The sequence below is a fragment of the Arthrobacter sp. SIMBA_036 genome (assembly GCF_046535135.1).
Lineage (GTDB): Bacteria > Actinomycetota > Actinomycetes > Actinomycetales > Micrococcaceae > Arthrobacter.
In genome coordinates this window covers 1-256 of record NZ_JAWRXG010000309.1, presented here as the reverse complement: position 1 = coordinate 256, position 256 = coordinate 1, and the positions used below count along the sequence as shown (strand labels likewise).

Genomic DNA, 256 nt, shown 5'->3' with positions numbered 1-256 from the left:
CTGCAGCCGGGAGAGCAGCGCCTTGTCGGCAATGCCGGCGCGGGCGAGATAAAGCGGGATGCGAACCGAGTTATAGGCAAACTCGGCATCGAAACCTTCGGCCGGGGCCGGCATGCGCGCCAGGCTCACCCATTCGGCAGGCAGCTTGCGCGGGCCGAACTGCATGGAGCGCAGCAGGGCCAGCCCGTCATCCGTCAGTTTCTGCCACTGATCGGATGGCGCCAGCAGCGCCATCACCGGCAGGGCCTCATAGATC

Annotated in this window: 1 protein-coding gene; it reads right to left on the bottom strand. The window is 66.4% G+C overall.

Annotated features, from left to right (window positions below; translation table 11 throughout):
- Positions 1-256, bottom strand: a 256-nt coding sequence (locus SB659_RS20000; RefSeq protein ID WP_410551682.1) for a glycosyl hydrolase family 8, incomplete at both ends; no start/stop codon positions are given.